The organism is Pseudomonas cimarronensis (genome assembly GCF_049331905.1).
In the GTDB taxonomy this organism is placed as follows: Bacteria; Pseudomonadota; Gammaproteobacteria; order Pseudomonadales; family Pseudomonadaceae; genus Aquipseudomonas.
Genome location: NZ_CP186283.1, coordinates 3,856,813 through 3,871,567, shown reverse-complemented (window position 1 = coordinate 3,871,567; position 14,755 = coordinate 3,856,813). Strand labels below are relative to the sequence as shown.

Here is a 14,755-nt window from a genome sequence, read left to right as displayed (position 1 = left end):
GCGAAACGTCACTGCGCGCCGCTCCGGCAGCGCGCAGTGCGGCGTGTATCAACTCGCCATCAGCGGGTCGCTGACGCCCAGCCCATACACCGCGAACAATGCGATCAGGCCGGTAAACAGCACGTAGTACAGGGTAGGCCAGACGGTCTTGCGCAGGATGCTGCCTTCACGGCCGAGCAGACCCACAGTGGCCGAGGCGGCGACAACGTTGTGGATCGCCACCATATTGCCGGCCGCAGCGCCAATCGCCTGCACCGCGACAATCAGCGCGCTGGAGATGCCCAGGCTGCTGGCCACGCCGAACTGGAACTGGCTGAACATCATGTTGCTAACGGTGTTGGAGCCGGCAATAAAGGCGCCCAGGGCACCCACGCTCGGTGCCAGCAGCGGATAGATGCCGCCCACGCTGTCGGCTACCCAGCGCGCCATCAGGATCGGCATGCTCGACAGCTCGGCGGCATTGACGCCGGAGTTGATCAGGATGCGCACCATCGGCACGGTAAACAGCAACACGAAGCCGGCACTGAGCAGCACGCTGGACGATTCTTTTACCGCAGTACCCAACTCGCGCAGTTTCATGCCGTGGAAGAAGAAGGTGGCGATGACCACGGTCACCAGAATCCCGCCTGGCAGGTACAGCGGCTGGAAGTTGGCGCTGATCCCGGTTTCACCGAGCAGGTCAGGGAAGTTCAACATCACCGCTTTCAGCGCGGCGCTCACCTCGGGGAATACCCGGCTGATCACCAGCAGCACGCCGACCAGTACGTAGGGTAGCCAGGCGCGCAGGGCGCTCATCGGTTTGGCGGTGAGTTGGTCGAGCTTCATCTCCACGGTGCCCAGCCACTCGGCTGGCCATTTGTCTGCCGGGGCGAAATCCCAGGTGGTTTTCGGCAGCAGAAAGCCCACACGTGCAGCGCTGGTGACAATCGCCAAACCAATCAAACCGCCGCCCAGTGACGGGAATTCCGGACCGAGAAATACGCCGGTCAGGGCGTAGGGGATGGTGAACGCCAGGCCGGCGAAGATGGCGAATGGCAGCACGGCAAAACCGGCTTTCCAGCTTTTTTCGGTGCCGAAGAAACGCGTCAGCATCAGCACCATCACCAGCGGCATCACGGTGCCGACAACGGCGTGAATGATCGCCACTTCGCTGGTGATCAACTGCAGAAACTGCGCCCAGGACGAACCCTGTTCAACCAGCTGCGCGCCGATGGTGGCGCTATCCAATCCGGTGTTGATGCCGACGATGATTGGCGTGCCCACCGCGCCGAAGGACACCGGCGTGCTTTGCACCAGCATGCCGAGCATCACCGCCGCCATGGCCGGGAAACCGATGGCCACCAGCAGCGGTGCAGCGATGGCCGCAGGTGTGCCGAAGCCGGACGCACCCTCGATAAAGCAGCCAAACAGCCAGGCGATGATGATCGCCTGGATGCGCCGATCCGGGCTGATGGTGGCAAAGCCGGCGCGAATTGCGGTGATGCCGCCGGAATGCTTGAGGGTGTTAAGCAGCAGAATCGCGCCGAAGATGATCCACAGCAGGCCGAGGGTGATCAGCAACCCCTGCACGGTGGAGGCCAGCACGCGGTTGAAGCTCATGTCCCAGGCGAACAGCGCGACGCCGGCGGTGAGCAGGTAGACCAGGGGCATGGCATGTTTGGCTGGCCAGCGCAGGCCGATCAGCAGAATGGCGGCGAGCAGGATGGGCGAAAACGCCAGTAGGGCAAGAAGACCTGTCGACATAGTGGTCTCTCCTTAACGCTGCGCGGTGCGCATGGGTGAATGCGGGTACGCATCGGGCTGTAGCGCTGCGGCGGATATAAGCAATAGAGCCGGCATGGGGGAGACCTCGTAGGATTCTTGGAATTGTTTTAGTGTGGTTAATTGGTAATACCAATTTACAAGACTGCGCGGTCAGGGTAAAAGTGCGGCCGTCGAACTGTCAATTAGCTGCCTTACGACTTTGGTCGTAAGGGTGCGTCTTGCGAGGCCGGATCAGCGGCGATAGGCTTGCCGACAGCGGGCCGCAAAGGCCCACGGCAGGTGGTCAAACCAGTGGAGTGCGGGATATGGAAGTGGGATCGGTGCGCCAGCGCCGTTTGTCGGACGATATCGTCAGCCAACTGGAAACCATGATTCTCGAAGGCACGCTCAAGGCTGGTGAACGCTTGCCCGCCGAGCGGGTGCTGGCCGAGCAGTTCGGTGTCTCCCGGCCGTCGCTGCGTGAAGCGATCCAGAAGCTGGCGGCCAAAGGCTTGCTGGTCAGCCGTCACGGCGGCGGCAACTATGTGGCCGAGAGCCTGGGTTCGACCTTTAGTGACCCGCTGTTGCACCTGCTGGAACGCAACCCCGACGCGCAGCGCGACCTGCTGGAGTTTCGCCACACCCTGGAAGGTTCCTGTGCTTTTTATGCTGCGCAGCGCGCCACCGAGCTGGATCGCCAGCGCCTGACCGACGCCTTCGCGGCGCTGCAGGATTGCTACAGCCGCAGCGGCAAGGTGACCCGCGCCGAAGAGGGCGCCGCCGATGCCAACTTCCACCTGGCGATTGCCGAAGCCAGCCACAACGCTGTGCTGTTGCACACCATTCGTGGGCTGTTCGACCTGCTCAAGCGTAACGTGGTGACCAATATCGGCGGCATGTACGCCCAGCGTGATGAAACCCGCGACATGCTGATCGAGCAGCACCGCACGCTGTACCAGGCGATTATCGAAGGCCGCGCCGAGGACGCCCGCGCGCTGTCCAACCGGCATATCGACTACGTGCAGGAAGTGCTCGCCGAAGTGCAGCAGCAGGCCCGCCGTGAAGAGCGGGCACAACGCCGCGGTAGCACGCGTTAGCGTCTGGGCAGACGCACAGCGACTTCTAAACCGCCCAGCGGTGAGTCACCGAGGCTGATGCTGCCACGGTGCAGCTCAACCACCCGGCGCACGATGGACAGGCCAAGGCCGGCGCCCTGGCCCGCGCCGAGGCGATAGAAGCGTTCGAAGAGTTTTTCCCGCTGTGCCTCATTCACGCCCGGGCCGCTGTCCTGTACGCGCAGGATGATGGCGTCTGCCTGGGCGTCCAGTTGCACCCGAATACGGCCGCCGTCCGGGGTGTATTGCACGGCATTGCTGATCAGGTTCTGCAGCAGGGTGCCGAGGCTCGGGCCATCGGCGATCAGCTGATAATCCGCCGGTTCCAGAGCATCCAGGTCGAGTTCCTGATGACGCGCCAGGGCCAGCGGGATCAGTTCTGCCAGCTCGTTGCGCACAAAGCCGAGCAGGTCCAGTTCGCCCATCGCCAGTTGCACCACGTTGGGGTCCAGGCGCGCCAGGGTCAGCAATTGCGCCACTACCCGGGTGGCGCGTTCGACGCCTGTGCCGAGCTGGCGCAGGGCATCGTTGCGGTCCTGCGGGTCGGGGGCTTCCAGGGCGTTCTGGGCGTGGATGCGCAGCACTGCCAGTGGCGTGCGCAGCTCGTGGGCGGCATCGGCGATAAAGCGCTTTTCCTGATCCAGCAGCTGGTTGACCTGCATCAGCAGGCGATTGAGCGAAGCGCCCATGGGCTCCAGCTCCTGCGGCAGCGGGCCGAAAATCAGCGGCGCAAGGTTGTCCGGCGCGCGGCCGCGGATCGACTCGGCCATGCGTTGCAGGGGCTGCAAGCCAAACCCCACCGCCAGCCAGAGCAGCAGGGCCAGCAGCGGCAGGCCGATCAGCAGGGGTTGCATACTGCGCTGGGCGATCTTGCCGGACAGTTCGCCGCGTACATCTTCGCGTTCGCCCACCAGTACCCAGTGGTGGTCGACGTTATCGTGCAGCACAAAGACCCGCCAGTGGTGCTCACCCAGCTTGAGGGTGTGATAACCGCTGAGGTACTTGGCCAGGCGGTTGAGGCGATCACTGACCGGTTGCTCGTTGGCCGGCAGACTGAGGCCGAGTTGGCTGATCATCTCCATCAGCAGGCCCTTGGGCGCGCTGGCGGACTGGAACACCAGCTCACCGTTGTCATCGAGCATCTGGAAGGCCAGTTTGCTCTCGTAACTGTGCCCCAGCAGGCCATCCAGGTTGCGTGGGCTGTTTTTCAGCAGCAGGGCTTCATCCAGCGCAGTCTGCAGGTCGCGGCGCGAGTCGGCGGACAGCTCATGACGGACCAGGCCCATCAGCACCCGGGAGGTCTGCGCCAGTTGGGCGTCGAACAGTTCTTCCACTTCATGGCTGGCATCGCTGTAGATCTTGTGACTGATCAGCCCCAGGGCGACGCTCAACAGGGACAGCAGCAGGACCAGCAAGCGCGCACGGATCGAGCGCAACAACTTCGGCATGTTATTTATCCACCAGGTAGCCGACGCCACGCACGGTGCGGATCAGCTCGGGAAAGAATTTTTTGCGCAGGTGGTGCACGTGTACTTCTAGGGCGTTGCTTTCCAGCTCTTCGTCCCAGCCGTAGAGGGCCTGCTGCAGCTTGTCGCGGGTCATCACCCGGCCGGGTTGGGCGAGCAGTTCGTGCAGCAGGAGAAACTCCTTACGCGGCAGGTTGACCGCCTGGCCCTGGTAACTGACGACCTGGCTGACCGGGTCGAGGCTGATGCCACGGTATTCCAACGCCGGCTGTGGACGGTTGAAACTGCGCCGCAGCAGGGCGCGCAGGCGCGCCTTGAGTTCGGCGACATCGAAGGGTTTGACCAGGTAATCGTCGGCACCGGCATCCAGCCCGGCGATGCGGTCACTGGTCGAGTCGCGGGCGGTCAGTACCAGCACCGGCACCGGGTTAGCGGCAGCGCGCAGGTGTTTGAGCACTTGCAGGCCATCCATGCGCGGCAGGCCGAGGTCGAGGATCGCCAGCTCGAAACTTTCACTGGTCAGGGCATGCAGCGCACTGCTGCCATCCTGCACCCAGTCAACGGTGTAACCCTCGGGCTTGAGTGCAGTACGGATGCCCTCGCCGAGGGCCTTGTCATCTTCGACCAATAGAATTCGCATGTAGACATTCCCGGTTTGTCTATTTGAACCTTCAGCTGCGCCTGCCGTGCCCTACTGGCAGAGCAGGCGTCACGCAACAGCCTATCACTGCAACTCGGCGTTGACCTGGTTCAGCAAAGCCTGAATTTCCTGTTTACGGCCGACATCAGCCGACTGCCGGTTGGGTCGTGGCGGTGCTTGCAGGGCTTTCTCCAGCGCAACCTTGGCTTCTGCGAAGCGTTTGGCGCGGGCCAGGTAATCGCCATAGAAGTAGTTGGGATCGATGCCATCTGGGTTGATGGCCAGCGCCTGCTTGAGCATGGCCTCGGCCTTTTCGTCATCACCAAAGCCCACCGGCCAGCCGGGCACCTGGTAGTACAGGCTGCCGAGGCTGGTGTAGGCGGAGCCGGACAGCGCCTTGGGGTCGAGCGCCAGGCCCTGTTCCAGGCTGGCCTTGGCCTCTTTGACCAGGCCCAGCGCGCCCAGGCCGCCCTTGGCGCCGGCGTAAGTGCTGAGGATGATGCCGTTCCATATCTGCAACTCGGCCGCGTTCGGCTCGGCGGCGACGGCTTGTTGTGCTTGTTTGCTCAGGCTGGCGAAGGCTTTTTCGCGTTGTTCCTTGGGCAACTGGTAGTTGATCTCGGCCCAACGGTCTTGCAGGTTTTGCAGCTGGGTCTGGCCCTGTTCGCTGAGGGCGAAGCTGGGCAGGCTGGTGAGGCAGAGCAGGGCACAGGCGGCGTTACGGAGCAGCTTCATTGGTGTGTCCTCTTAGGGTTTGCTTCGGGCAAAGCGCTGAATGATCGGCAGTTGTTTGCGCAGGGCCTGATCAACCAGGCGCGGCAGCAGGCTGTTGAGGCGTACGAAAAGTTGTTCCGGCCAGCCCAGGTAGCGCTCTTCCTCCTCGCGGCGAATGGCGGCCAGCAGTTGCAGGGCGACGCTGTGCGGGTCGTCCATGGCCACCTTGAGCTCGTCATTCATGGCCACCACATTGGCGGCGTTCATGCTGGTCTGGGTGGCGCGTGGGGCAAAGTAGAGAACCTTGACCTGGGTATCGGCCAGCTCACGGCGCAGGGCTTCGGAGAACCCGCGCAGGGCGAATTTGCTGGCGCAATAGGCGCTGAAGCCGGGGTAGCCGATGGAGCCGAAGGTCGAGCCGAGGTTGACCACCAGCGCCCGACCCTGTTGCCGCAGCAGCGGCAGCAGACGGTGAGTCAGTTGCAGGGTGGCAGTGACGTTGAGTGTGATCAGCTCGGCGATGGCGCTTTCGTCATGCTGTTCGAGCAGGCCGAAGTGATTGACCCCGGCAGCATTGATCAGCGTGTTGATACCGCCGAAACGTTGCGCAGCGGCGACCACCGCCTCACGGCCACTGCGTTCACAGATATCGGCCGCCACCACCGTGACCTTGCCCGCGTGGGCTTTGGCCAATGCTTGCAGGGGTTCCGGCTGGCGGCCGACCAACAGCAGTTGGGCGCCTTCGAGCAGCAGGGCGGCGACCAATGCCTGGCCGATTCCACCACTGGCACCGGTAATCACGGCGCGGCATTCAGGAATGTTCATCGCTAGTCCTCAGGCGCTCAGCGGCAGGCTGCGGAACATATCGCCGTAGAGGCGATAGACCACTTTGGCGGTGTGCACCACTGCCGCTTTGTCATCGTCGTTGTCGAGCTGGTTCATCAGTTTCTTGAAGAACTCGATGTGATCCAAGTCCAGGCTGCCGTGGGAGCTGAGGTAGCTGAACGCCTTGTTCGGCAGTTGCAGCTTGTCCTGGATCACCCCGGCTACCTGGGTGGCCAAGGCAATGCTGGTGCCTTCCAGCACATTGACCATGCCGAAGAAGCTCACCGGGTTATGCCGTGCGATGCGGTCGTAGACGTAGCTGACCATCAGTTCGGTGGGCAGTTTGGGCGTGCCGTGGCGCACCGCGTCTTTATCCGCACCGCACGCGGCAATGTCGTTGAGCACCCATTCCTGGTGCCCCGTTTCTTCCTTGATGTATTCGCCGATGGCTTCGCGCAGCCACTCCAGCCGCTCCGGCAAACGCGCGCCGCAGGCCATCAGCAATGGCACGGTGTGTTTGACGTGGTGATAAGCCTCAGTGAGAAAGGCCACGTAGCTGTTCAGGCTGACGGTGCCGGCCATGGCCTGGGCGATGATCGGCGCGCTGAGCAGGTAGTTGCGTTCAGCGCTGGTTTGTTCAAGCAGGGATTCATAGAAGCTCATCAGGCATCTCCATAGCAGGATTCGGTGGCCATCAATTGCTCGATGGCGTGCTGGTAGTGGTTAAGCATGGCTGTACGCCGCAGGCGGCCATTGCTGGTGGTCAGATGGTTGGCGCTGCTGAAAGGCTGTTCGGCGCGCAGCCAGTGGTGCACGCGGGCGTAATCGGGCAAGGCCTGGTTGGCGCTGGCCACGGCTTCAGCCAGTTGGCTGTCGCTGGTATTCGGGTAGCGCGGCACCAGCACGGCGACGTTGCCTGGCAGGGCTTCGCCGTATAGCCAGGCCTGGGCAATCGGCAGTTGCTGCACCAGCTCGGCCTCGACCCATTCCGGGTTGACGTTGCGGCCAAAGGCGGTGATGAACTGGTGTTTCTTGCGCCCGTGCAGCACCAGAAACGACCCGTCGAAATGCCCCAGGTCACCAGTGCCCAGCCACTCTGCCTCAGGGCATGCTTCGCCCAGGTAACCGAGCAAGCGTGGACCTTTGACCAGCACCTCGCCGTCTGTGCCCAGGCGTACCTGCAGGTGCGGCAATGGCTGACCGACGGTGCCGATGCGGCGTTTTTCCGGGGTGTTCAGGCACACCACCGAGGCGCACTCGGACAGACCGTAGCCTTCGAATACCGGCAGCCCCAGAGCGTCGGCGCGTTGCAGCAACTGGCTGGCGACGCGGCCACCGCCGACGGCGATAAAGCGCAGGCAGCTCGGCACCGGCAGGCCGCGTTCGGCCGCACTGACCAGCGCCAGCAGCAACTGCGGCAGGAGGATCAGGCTATTGGGTTGCGCCTGGGTCAGGGCGCCGAGAAAGCGCGGCAGGTCGAACTGGCTGGCACCCAGCAGGCCGACCTGCGCCATTGGCATTAATTCAATCTGTGCGCCGGCTAGCAGCGGCGCATAGACCCCGGCGATGTTCTCCAGCAGCGTGGCTAAAGGCAGCACACACAGGTGACGTTCGACTGAGCAACTGGCGCTGGCCTGCACCAGGCTGCGGGCTACGGCCAGTTGCGTGGCGATATCCAGGCATACGCCTTTGGGTTGCCCGGTGGTGCCGGAGGTGTAGGTGATCTTGCAGGTGCCGACGGGCAGCGTGCTGACCTGCGCCCGTGGGCGTTGCAGCATGCCGGCCGCGCTAGGGCTGAAACCCAGTGCGCTGAACAGTGCAGTGTTCGGGCCGATCAGGCAGTCGATGCTGGCACTGTCGAGCACATGGGCCTGCTGGCCGCTGGAGAAGAAGCCCGGCAGCGGCACGCAAACCAGCCCGGCGTGCAGGGTGGCCAGGTCCCAGAGCACCCAGTCGATGCCATTGTCCAGGGCCAGGGCAACGCGCCGCGCGCCCCGCTCCAGCAGTTGCGCACTGCGCTGCTCGACCTCATGCAGCAGCTGGGCGTAGCTCAGTTGCCAAGGGCCTTCACGCAGGGCGCAGGCATCGCCGAGTTCGGCCAGGCGGTTGAACAGTGATTCAGCGGCAGGCCACATCAGGCATGTCCTCCAGGGCATAGAAAGCGTGGTGAGCCAGGCGCGGGTAAGCACCCAGTTGCAGCAGGCGTTGGTGACCGGCGTAGATGTCGCCGGCCATCACCTGCGGTTGGTTGTCGTAGTAGCTGCCCCAGTCCGCCAGTTCATCGCCCACGCAATCCGGATTGGCCGGGCCCAGCGCTACGGGCGTCAGGCCCAGGCGCTGGAAGCTGTTGAGCAGGGCCAGGGTGCCGGTAAAGGTCACCCAGCGATAACCCAGCGCCACCAGCAGGTCGGTGAGGGCGACGATCAGCAAACGCGCAGCGCCCGGGCTGCCCGCTGCCAGGTTGCCGACCTCAACCAGCTGTGCCCGTTGCGGCGCATTGGTCACCTGCTGGGCTGCAATCACCTGTTCCGCCGGTTGCTGCAGGTAGCGTTCAAGAAACAGCGGGCCACTGGCGGCACCACGCAGGCCCACTGCGCCGAGCAGTTGCCCGTCGCGATCTTCCAGGCTGAGCAGGCAGGGCATGAAGTGACGGATACGCGCTTGATGCTGAGCGGCAAAGCGCTCGCCGATAAAGGCTTCAATCCCCGCTCGGCGTGGGCTTTCATGGTTGGCCAGGTAAAGGCTGAGCGGTTGCTCGCGGCCGATCTGTGCAAGTGCAGTGTTTTGATACACCCAAGGCAGCTCCATAAACGGAACCTCGTTTGTGAACTTGGGTGTGAGTGTCTGCCTGCAGTCTTAACGCCAAATTAAGAACCTGTTTACGATCTGCTGCGCGTCGGCCCTGCCGCGTTAAAAACAGGGTGGAAGCCGCTTGCGGCTAACGCGCTTCAGCGCGACCACGAAGGGGCGAGTGGAACGAGTAATGCTCATGTACAGCTCGTACACTCCGCTTCCTCGCCTCTTTTTGCCTTGCATGGCTCTAGCTCGCTAGATCGTAAACAGGCTCTACGTCGCGAAATATTCTGCGTAAGGTGGCTGTAGGCATTTCATCGCTTGCACTGCAAGCGCAACAGCCCATAGCCTGCTAGGCCTTGCCGGCAGATGGACTGCTGGCTGGATTTGCCCTGACCTTAAGCGCCTACGCTCGGAGATCGTTATGCCCCCTATGGATACTGAGCAACAACTGGCGGCCCGTCTGGCCATTCTGGAAAACCCTGACGCGCAGGACTGCACCGTGTATCGCGCGGATGACCAGGACCCGGAAGCCGAGGAAGTGGATTTGGGTGATGCCAAGGTGCTGTTCTGCGGCCCGTTCGAAGCCCCGGCCGACTGGGATGCGGCAGAGCGTGAAGATTATTTCGGCGACAGCGCACCGGAGCTGTTCGTCAATGCGCGCATCGAGTGTGAAGCCAAACCGGGTTCCAAAGGCCATTTCACCGTGGACATCGGTGACTACGTGGCCGCCCAGCCCGGCTTGGGTGAAGTCGTGATGTTCTATGTGCACGACTACCTGGAAGACGACACTGGCTGCACCTATGTGCTGCTGCGCGATGAGGAAGTGCTGGAGTAATCCAGCCTTTCCTTCTGCTATGTACCGCCTTGGTATGTGTGTCGTGCGCAGGTAGGTTGGCGCTTCGCGCAGCGAAGCCCAACGCGCTGTGGCATGCCTAGTTGGGCTTCGTCGCCTTGCTCCTTAACCCAACCTGCTTGCTGCCTTTCGCCATTCCTCGCTGACCGTCTATCTATCGTTGGCTCTGTAGTACCGGGTTATTACCCGCGCTGGGCGGATCGGGATAACACTCTGTGCTTCTCAATTCATTGAAGGGAGCAGGCACATGGCAGCGAAGAAGATTCTTATGCTGGTCGGCGACTACGTCGAAGACTACGAAGTGATGGTGCCGTTTCAGGCGTTGCTGATGATCGGTCATCAGGTGCACGCCGTGTGTCCGGACAAGACTGCCGGGCAAAGCGTACGCACCGCCATCCACGATTTTGAAGGCGAGCAGACCTACAGCGAAAAACCGGGGCACAACTTCGCCCTCAATTTCGACTTCGCTCAGGTCAAGGCCGAAAACTACGACGCCCTGTTGATCCCCGGTGGCCGCGCCCCGGAGTACCTGCGCCTGAACGCTCAGGTGCTGGCGCTGGTACAGGCCTTCGACAAGGCTGGCAAACCGATTGCGGCGGTTTGCCATGGCGCGCAATTGCTCACCGCTGCTGGCGTGCTTAAAGGCCGCGAATGCAGCGCCTACCCAGCCTGTGGCCCGGAAGTTACCCTGGCCGGCGGGCGCTATGTCGATATCGCCGTGGACCAGGCCCATGTGCAGGGCAATCTGGTCACCGCGCCAGCCTGGCCGGCGCATCCCAACTGGCTGGCGGCGTTCCTTGGCCTGCTGGGTACGCAGATCACGCTGTAATGTGCTTAAGCCCTTAGCCCGGATGCAATCCGGGGGGCGCCTGTAAGTGATGGCCCCGGATTGCATCCGGGCTACGAGGGTAATCGGGTCTGCTTGCCGGACCCTGTCGTCGAGGAGGAACCATGTGCGAGCTGTATGTCAAAGCCGATCCGATTCTCTACGAATCGCGTGCCCGCTCGCTGCGCATCCGTGGCGTGGTCACCACCCTGCGCCTGGAAAACCAGTTCTGGGACATCCTGCGCGAAATCGCCGAAGTCGATGGCATGACCACCAATCAGCTGATCACCAAGCTGTATGACGAGGTGATGGACTATCGCGGCGAGGTGGTGAATTTCGCCTCGTTTCTACGCGTCAGCTGCACCCGTTACCTCAGTCAGCGTCGTGCGCCGGCCGAGCTGAGTCTGGTGCGTTCGATCCAGGGTTAAACGCCAGTGGCGATACGCAGCGCAGGGTCACCCAGCGGGTGGCTGAGCGCATCGAAGAAACGCAGTTCGATCTGCTGTTCGGTGAACAGACTGGCGTAGTGCTGCTTCTGCTGCGCGACAAACAGCGGGTTGTGCGGGTAGATCGAGATGGCCAGGGTTTTCACTCCGGCCTGTTGCAGTGCCTGGGTCAGGTGCTGGTCCTGCGCCGACAGGCTGTGGCCGAAGATGCACAGCTTGTCCTTGGGGTGCGCCAGCTGGCTGTAGCAGAACGATAGATAGTCGCTGCTGCGAATGGCCTTGAGCTTGTCCGCGCTGCTGCCTTCGTTGACGAACAGCGGAATATCGCCGAGCTGGTTGATGGCGAAACTGGCCAGCAAGGTGCTTTCCGATGAGTTGAGAATGCGCGTGCTGCCGTCGATGTTCTTCACCAGGTGCATGCCGCCGTGCAGATAAAGCATGCGCGTGGCATGGCCCTGGCGCTGGCTGTTGCCTGGATCGAAAGTTGAGTCCGCACCTCTGAACAGGTCTTCAAATGCTTCCGGCGCCTGCATCACGGCCCAGTAGTTGAGCAGGTCGTAATTGCCGGAATACACCGTCTGGTACTGGCTCAGCGCGCTGTTGATCCGTGTCAGGCGATCAGCCTGCATCTGGCTCCAGGGTATATGCACAGCACGCACGGCGTGGATCAGTGCTTCCTTGATGGCGAAGTAGCGATGGCGTGGCGACGAGGAGTTGATGGTCAGCGCGGCATTGACCCGGATGCTGTTTTTCAGCGCGCTGAGCACTTGCTCGAAATTGCTGGTGTCCAGGGCGCGGAACACGCTGAGTTCGGTCGGGCTGAGTGGGCGATTGCGCGTAGTCTGCGCCTCATCGAACAGCGAGAAATAGGCAAACTTGCGCCATACCGCCAGGCTTGCGCCGTTGCCGACCAGCAACTCGGGGAAGCCGATGCTGCTGTTCAGGGTGTTCCAGTCTTCCAGTTCGCCAGTAAATGCCGGGGTTTGCATAATCGCTAGTTGTCGCCTTGGGCCGTCGGGGTTGTGCAGCGCGCGACTTTAACATGGGGCGCGACAACTGCTGGCTTGGCTGACGCCGCCCATTGCACCGCCAGAATGCTGCCCAGCACCGCAATCAAGCCCAGCAGCGCCATGCCGGTGATGCTTTGCCCGAGCAATGCCCAGCCGAGAAGCACCGCCACCAGCGGGCTGAGCAAACCCAGTGAAGACACCGCCACCGGTGCCAGCCGAGCAATACCGCGAAACCACAGCACATAAGCCAGCAGCGCGCCGAACAGCGACAGGTAGACGTAGCCCAGCCACTGCACTGGGCTGAGCTGCGGCAGCGGTGGGTCGATCAGCCAGGCCACCGGCAGCAGGAACAGACCGCCAATCAGCAACTGCCAGCCAGTAAAGGCCAGTAGCGGCACAGTCGGCCGCCAGCGCTGCGTCAGGTAGGTGCCGCTGGCCATGCAGGCCGTGCCGACAAAGGCGGCGGCAATCCCGATTGGGTCCCAGCTCGCCCCGGGTGCGAGCAGCAGGGCGGCCATGCCGGCGATCCCGATCACACTGGCAGCAACTGCCACAGACGCCGGCCTTTGACCATCCATCGACCACACCAGGCCCATCACCAGCAGCGGTTGAATCGCCCCGACCACCGCCGCCAACCCGCCTGGCAAACGGTACGCGGCGACAAACAGCAACGCCTGGAAGAAGCCGATATTCAGCGCCGCCAACACCAGCAGGCGCGGCCATTCGCTGCGCCTTGGCAGGTAGCGGCTGTACAGCACCAGCAGCAGGCCGGCGGGCAGGGCGCGTAGCAGTGCGGCGGTAAACGGCCGGTCGGGTGGCAGAATCTCGGTGGTGACGATATAGGTCGAACCCCAGATGGCAGGGGCCAGCGCAGTGATCAGCACATTCAGCCAGGGTGTTTTCACGGCAGACGCTCCATGCATTTGTCTTGTATTCAAGATAAAATGCCAAACTAATAGCAACTTGTCTTGGGTTCAAGATAAATTTCAGGGGCAGGCTAATGGCAGTCCAGCGACAGATGGATGCGGTCGATGCAATTCTTCAGCAGTGGCAACGCGAACGGCCGGAGCTGGATGCCAGCCCGATGGGCGTGCTCGGCCGGCTGGGGCGCTGCGCAGCATTGCTGCGCCGGGAGCAGGACAAGGTATTCAGCGACTTTGGCCTGACTGCCTGGGAGTTCGACGTGCTGGCCACCTTGCGCCGCTCCGGTACGCCGTACTGCCTGGCTCCGACGGCGTTGTTTTCGGCGTTGATGATCACCTCCGGCACCATGACCCGGCAGCTGCAGCAACTGGAAGCCGCTGGCCGGGTCAGCCGCCTGGCCAATCCGAGTGACGCACGCAGCCTGCTGGTGCAGTTGACCCCGGCCGGGCTGGAACTGATCGACCGCGCGGTCACCGCGCATGTACAGAATCAGGCGCGTATTGTCGCCCCGCTGGCCGAAGCACAACGGGCGGAGCTGGAGGCGCGGCTAACCGATCTGTTGGCCGTACTGGAACCCGCAGCCGAGTAGATTTCCTGCAATTCCGGCCTTGAACAGACCGGTTAGATGAGGTGAGCAATGAGCAACGAATTAGTGATCGAAGACCTTCAACTGGGTGACGGCAAAGCAGTGGTCAAAGGTGCGTTGATCACCACGCAATACCGTGGCTGCCTGGAGGATGGCACCACGTTCGACTCCTCCTATGATCGCGGCAAAGCCTTTCAGTGCGTCATCGGCACCGGCCGGGTGATCAAGGGCTGGGATCAGGGCCTGATGGGCATGAAAGTCGGCGGCAAACGTAAACTCTTTGTACCGTCGCACCTGGGCTACGGCGAACGTCAGTTCGGCGCGCATATCAAGCCGCATTCCAATCTGATCTTTGAGATCGAACTGCTGGAAGTGCTGACGCGGGATGATTAGGTCGTAGGGCTACTTTCGGCCGGTTGTGTTGAAAAATCGGTTTTTGAGGGAGCCTCTTTTCGACAGCTCGAAAATCATACGATTTCGGCGTTGCTACGTAAAAACCAAGGCAGCTCGGCTTTCTGAAAGAACCAGGTTAGAACTTTGGTGATGCTCTTTATGGGCAAAAACCTCGGTGGGGCTTTTCCAACACAATCGGCCAAAAGCATATATTCACCTAGGTTCAATTTTGAGAATCGAGGCCTCCTCGAAACCCAGGGCGATCAAGGCTGCGAGATAGTGCAAGCAAACTTGTATGTTCTCTCTGCCCTCTTTGGCTAGTTATGTGCTTTGCTAAATTCCGGTGCCATAAAGGCAAATAATGGTGGGTGTAAAGCCTGTGTGGGGCTGGCAATGTTGTAACTGACACAAGCGTGAT

16 protein-coding genes are annotated in these 14,755 nt (G+C 62.0%); 6 read left to right on the top strand and 10 right to left on the bottom strand.

Going from position 1 to position 14,755, the window contains the following annotated elements:
• Positions 1–48: 48 nt before the first annotated feature.
• The gene (locus tag ACOCLD_RS18090) at positions 49–1,743 is read right to left on the bottom strand and encodes an L-lactate permease (RefSeq protein ID WP_422910151.1); all 1,695 of its coding nucleotides are present in this window, start codon (positions 1,741–1,743) and stop codon (positions 49–51) included.
• A 326-nt stretch (positions 1,744–2,069) separates the two neighbouring features.
• Here ACOCLD_RS18090 and ACOCLD_RS18085 point away from each other — a divergent pair, with 326 nt between their 5' ends.
• On the top strand, positions 2,070–2,840 hold the full coding sequence (locus tag ACOCLD_RS18085) for an FCD domain-containing protein (RefSeq protein WP_233686539.1): 771 nt from the start codon (positions 2,070–2,072) through the stop codon (positions 2,838–2,840).
• On the opposite strand, the gene ACOCLD_RS18080 is transcribed toward ACOCLD_RS18085, so the two are convergent.
• The 7 genes from ACOCLD_RS18080 to ACOCLD_RS18050 form a co-directional block, all read right to left on the bottom strand.
• Positions 2,837–4,306 (bottom strand): ATP-binding protein, encoded by a 1,470-nt coding sequence (locus ACOCLD_RS18080; RefSeq protein WP_422910150.1) that lies wholly within the window; start codon positions 4,304–4,306, stop codon positions 2,837–2,839. The genes ACOCLD_RS18085 and ACOCLD_RS18080 overlap by 4 nt on opposite strands.
• A gap of 1 nt (position 4,307) precedes the next feature.
• Positions 4,308–4,964, bottom strand: a complete 657-nt coding sequence (locus tag ACOCLD_RS18075; RefSeq protein WP_392540607.1) for a response regulator — start codon at positions 4,962–4,964, stop codon at positions 4,308–4,310.
• An 84-nt stretch (positions 4,965–5,048) separates the two neighbouring features.
• A complete protein-coding gene (locus tag ACOCLD_RS18070; protein WP_422910149.1) occupies positions 5,049–5,699 on the bottom strand; it encodes a tetratricopeptide repeat protein in 651 nt (216 codons plus the stop codon).
• A 12-nt stretch (positions 5,700–5,711) separates the two neighbouring features.
• Complete coding sequence (locus tag ACOCLD_RS18065) at positions 5,712–6,503, bottom strand: SDR family oxidoreductase (RefSeq protein ID WP_422910148.1); 792 nt, start codon at positions 6,501–6,503, stop codon at positions 5,712–5,714.
• Positions 6,504–6,512: 9 nt separating this feature from the next.
• The gene (locus ACOCLD_RS18060) at positions 6,513–7,166 is read right to left on the bottom strand and encodes a TenA family transcriptional regulator (RefSeq protein WP_422910147.1); all 654 of its coding nucleotides are present in this window, start codon (positions 7,164–7,166) and stop codon (positions 6,513–6,515) included.
• Positions 7,166–8,638, bottom strand: a complete 1,473-nt coding sequence (locus tag ACOCLD_RS18055) for an AMP-binding protein (RefSeq protein ID WP_422910146.1) — start codon at positions 8,636–8,638, stop codon at positions 7,166–7,168. Before ACOCLD_RS18055 ends, ACOCLD_RS18060 begins: the two co-directional genes overlap by 1 nt.
• Positions 8,622–9,311 carry a thermostable hemolysin gene (locus ACOCLD_RS18050; protein ID WP_422910145.1) on the bottom strand — a complete coding sequence of 230 codons (690 nt, stop codon included), beginning with the start codon at positions 9,309–9,311 and terminating at the stop codon, positions 8,622–8,624. The genes ACOCLD_RS18055 and ACOCLD_RS18050 overlap by 17 nt, the downstream gene beginning before the upstream one ends.
• A 409-nt stretch (positions 9,312–9,720) precedes the next feature.
• Here ACOCLD_RS18050 and ACOCLD_RS18045 point away from each other — a divergent pair, with 409 nt between their 5' ends.
• From ACOCLD_RS18045 to ACOCLD_RS18035, 3 genes are all read left to right on the top strand, one after another.
• Complete coding sequence (locus ACOCLD_RS18045; protein WP_233686531.1) at positions 9,721–10,134, top strand: hypothetical protein; 414 nt, start codon at positions 9,721–9,723, stop codon at positions 10,132–10,134.
• Between the two features lie 265 nt (positions 10,135–10,399).
• Positions 10,400–10,981, top strand: coding sequence for a DJ-1/PfpI family protein (locus ACOCLD_RS18040; protein WP_422910144.1), 582 nt, complete (start codon positions 10,400–10,402; stop codon positions 10,979–10,981).
• A gap of 122 nt (positions 10,982–11,103) precedes the next feature.
• Positions 11,104–11,406 carry a ribbon-helix-helix domain-containing protein gene (locus ACOCLD_RS18035; protein WP_170048216.1) on the top strand — a complete coding sequence of 101 codons (303 nt, stop codon included), beginning with the start codon at positions 11,104–11,106 and terminating at the stop codon, positions 11,404–11,406.
• Here the strand turns inward: ACOCLD_RS18035 and ACOCLD_RS18030 are convergent.
• Positions 11,403–12,413 (bottom strand): DUF4917 family protein, encoded by a 1,011-nt coding sequence (locus ACOCLD_RS18030; protein WP_422910143.1) that lies wholly within the window; start codon positions 12,411–12,413, stop codon positions 11,403–11,405. The two genes, ACOCLD_RS18035 and ACOCLD_RS18030, sit on opposite strands and share 4 nt — an antisense overlap.
• Positions 12,414–12,418: 5 nt before the next feature.
• Complete coding sequence (locus ACOCLD_RS18025) at positions 12,419–13,339, bottom strand: DMT family transporter (protein WP_422910142.1); 921 nt, start codon at positions 13,337–13,339, stop codon at positions 12,419–12,421.
• A 95-nt stretch (positions 13,340–13,434) separates the two neighbouring features.
• Between ACOCLD_RS18025 and ACOCLD_RS18020 the strand changes: the two genes are divergently transcribed.
• Positions 13,435–13,947 carry a MarR family winged helix-turn-helix transcriptional regulator gene (locus ACOCLD_RS18020; protein ID WP_422910141.1) on the top strand — a complete coding sequence of 171 codons (513 nt, stop codon included), beginning with the start codon at positions 13,435–13,437 and terminating at the stop codon, positions 13,945–13,947.
• Between the two features lie 48 nt (positions 13,948–13,995).
• Positions 13,996–14,337 carry an FKBP-type peptidyl-prolyl cis-trans isomerase gene (locus ACOCLD_RS18015; protein WP_422910140.1) on the top strand — a complete coding sequence of 114 codons (342 nt, stop codon included), beginning with the start codon at positions 13,996–13,998 and terminating at the stop codon, positions 14,335–14,337.
• The last annotated feature ends 418 nt before the right edge of the window (positions 14,338–14,755 follow it).

Excerpts from the sequence above, each read along its gene's own strand:
- ACOCLD_RS18090 (WP_422910151.1), bottom strand. The coding sequence starts at position 1,743 with ATGTCGACAGGTCTTCTTGCCCTACTGGCGTTTTCGCCCATCCTGCTC.
- ACOCLD_RS18085 (WP_233686539.1), top strand. The coding sequence starts at position 2,070 with ATGGAAGTGGGATCGGTGCGCCAGCGCCGTTTGTCGGACGATATCGTC.
- ACOCLD_RS18080 (WP_422910150.1), bottom strand. The coding sequence starts at position 4,306 with ATGCCGAAGTTGTTGCGCTCGATCCGTGCGCGCTTGCTGGTCCTGCTG.
- ACOCLD_RS18075 (WP_392540607.1), bottom strand. The coding sequence starts at position 4,964 with ATGCGAATTCTATTGGTCGAAGATGACAAGGCCCTCGGCGAGGGCATC.
- ACOCLD_RS18070 (WP_422910149.1), bottom strand. The coding sequence starts at position 5,699 with ATGAAGCTGCTCCGTAACGCCGCCTGTGCCCTGCTCTGCCTCACCAGC.
- ACOCLD_RS18065 (WP_422910148.1), bottom strand. The coding sequence starts at position 6,503 with ATGAACATTCCTGAATGCCGCGCCGTGATTACCGGTGCCAGTGGTGGA.
- ACOCLD_RS18060 (WP_422910147.1), bottom strand. The coding sequence starts at position 7,166 with ATGAGCTTCTATGAATCCCTGCTTGAACAAACCAGCGCTGAACGCAAC.
- ACOCLD_RS18055 (WP_422910146.1), bottom strand. The coding sequence starts at position 8,638 with ATGTGGCCTGCCGCTGAATCACTGTTCAACCGCCTGGCCGAACTCGGC.
- ACOCLD_RS18050 (WP_422910145.1), bottom strand. The coding sequence starts at position 9,311 with ATGGAGCTGCCTTGGGTGTATCAAAACACTGCACTTGCACAGATCGGC.
- ACOCLD_RS18045 (WP_233686531.1), top strand. The coding sequence starts at position 9,721 with ATGCCCCCTATGGATACTGAGCAACAACTGGCGGCCCGTCTGGCCATT.
- ACOCLD_RS18040 (WP_422910144.1), top strand. The coding sequence starts at position 10,400 with ATGGCAGCGAAGAAGATTCTTATGCTGGTCGGCGACTACGTCGAAGAC.
- ACOCLD_RS18035 (WP_170048216.1), top strand. The coding sequence starts at position 11,104 with ATGTGCGAGCTGTATGTCAAAGCCGATCCGATTCTCTACGAATCGCGT.
- ACOCLD_RS18030 (WP_422910143.1), bottom strand. The coding sequence starts at position 12,413 with ATGCAAACCCCGGCATTTACTGGCGAACTGGAAGACTGGAACACCCTG.
- ACOCLD_RS18020 (WP_422910141.1), top strand. The coding sequence starts at position 13,435 with ATGGCAGTCCAGCGACAGATGGATGCGGTCGATGCAATTCTTCAGCAG.
- ACOCLD_RS18015 (WP_422910140.1), top strand. The coding sequence starts at position 13,996 with ATGAGCAACGAATTAGTGATCGAAGACCTTCAACTGGGTGACGGCAAA.